General features: G+C 50.2%; 3 protein-coding genes. 1 reads left to right on the top strand and 2 read right to left on the bottom strand.

Going from position 1 to position 1735, the window contains the following annotated elements; translation table 11 throughout:
• The coding region (locus PLA23_RS13885; RefSeq protein ID WP_502883634.1) for a V-type ATP synthase subunit D at positions 1–130 on the top strand (130 nt) is incomplete at its 5' end.
• Between the two features lies 1 nt (position 131).
• Here PLA23_RS13885 and PLA23_RS13155 read toward each other — a convergent pair.
• Positions 132–1337, bottom strand: coding sequence for a transporter substrate-binding domain-containing protein (locus PLA23_RS13155; RefSeq protein WP_324327902.1), 1206 nt, complete (start codon positions 1335–1337; stop codon positions 132–134).
• Between the two features lie 41 nt (positions 1338–1378).
• The coding region (locus PLA23_RS13160) for a DUF2099 family protein (RefSeq protein ID WP_324475497.1) at positions 1379–1735 on the bottom strand (357 nt) is incomplete at its 5' end.

The following is a 1735-nucleotide window of genomic DNA, read 5'->3' on the forward strand; positions in this document are numbered from 1 at the left end:
GGTCAAAGCCCTTGAAAACGTGGTTATTCCATCACTGGAGACATCGATTGCAACCATAGCCTCATCGCGTGAAGAGATTGAACGGGAAGAGCAGTCACGACTCTTTCATATAAAAAAGAAACGGGAATAGGTCATATCTCGTCGCAGGAGAGGTACCGGCCTGCACAGACTACATACTGCTTTTTGTCACTTCCGGTCACCAGAGTATAATACGCTTCTTTATAAAAGATTCCGGTCTCAAGCGGATTGGAATAGGTATATTTCACAAAACCGGTCCCCTGTTTCATTGCACCGGTTACAATCTCATCACGGAATTTTTTCCCGGCTGCATCAACCTTTCCGGTAAAGTTCACCCCTGCAAGTTCAGGCTGGGCAGCATTTGCGATCATGGTCACCCCGGTATCATAGACATACACATATAATGAGGGGTCATTGCGGTCTTTATACGGATGCCGCCCGTTCTGAATATCGGCAATCGTCCCGGTGGCATCACGGCTGATGGCATCAGCGGTAAGATTCACAAGGTCGGTAATCTGCTGCCTGGTCTGTGACTTATCTGCACAGATTGGGCCGATATATTTTCCCACGATCTTCTCATAGGTAGTACTACCCTCATCCCTCCGATCCTGTTTCATAGCATCCAGTCCGGTCTGGATGGCATCGATGATCTTTTGATCGGTGTTCGGATTGAATGCGATATAGTAGGTTGAACGGCCGAGATCATCAAGGATGTAAAATGATTCAGGATCTTCTGCGATGGTCTGAATCAGGCTCTCACCCGGGTACTGGCCATAGACCCAGACATCAGATGTTCCATCCACAAGACGCTGGACTGCTTCGGCCGGAGTTGTCACCTGAAATATATTCTTTTCGGCGATTCCTGCTTCTTTGGCAACATACAACCCGATATCATCCCGAATGACAACCACACGCAGATCCCTGTTCTCCGGCCGGCTGGTCCTCAATGATGTATTTTGTGCAAACAGAACAACGGGGCATTGCATGAGGGGGCCTGCCCATCTGAAGAGTGGTTCCCGTTCCGGCGTTCGTGCCATGGAGAACAGACCGGTGTTGTTTCGGGAAAGGGCCATCCGGTATGCATCAGACCATGCCATGAACCTGATATCACCCACATTGAACGGGATGCCGGCACGCTCACATGCTGTTTTGATAAGTTCTACTGAAAGGCCGGAAGGGACTCCGTTTTCAAGATAATTAAATGGCGGGTATTCTTCGGTTACATAAACCATGTCTTCTGGCAACTGAACCGCCATCGAAAGACATGAAAAGAGAGAAATGCACAATGCAATGAGCATTCCTGTCTGAATTGATCTCATCAGCTCTTCAGTATCCCTTTCCGGATATAAATAGGTGACCCTTAGACCAGGGGATTTGGGCCTTTCTCACCTGTCACCGGCAGGTCGGCGTGCGTCACATAAAGCGGGTAGTCTATCGCCGCCATTCGGAGAAGAATCAGGTGTTTTCCGCCGGGAGTAAGGGCATAGACCGGTACAGTGGAGCCTGCCTGGAGAATAGCGCACGGCCCGCAGATCTCCCGTACAGTCCGGGATGCACACGCGGTCACGATATCAGCATACGCCCTGACCAGTCGAGCATCCTCTGGTGTATACCCGGTGGTATGCACTGCAATGATGATGGCATCCGGATCATATTCCCTGACCGTCCGGGCATCTTCAGGATTTGAGATTGTCACGATAAGGTGTTCGTGTCCGGC

The sequence above is a fragment of the Methanospirillum sp. genome (assembly GCF_035406105.1).
In the GTDB taxonomy this organism is placed as follows: Archaea; Halobacteriota; Methanomicrobia; order Methanomicrobiales; family Methanospirillaceae; genus Methanospirillum.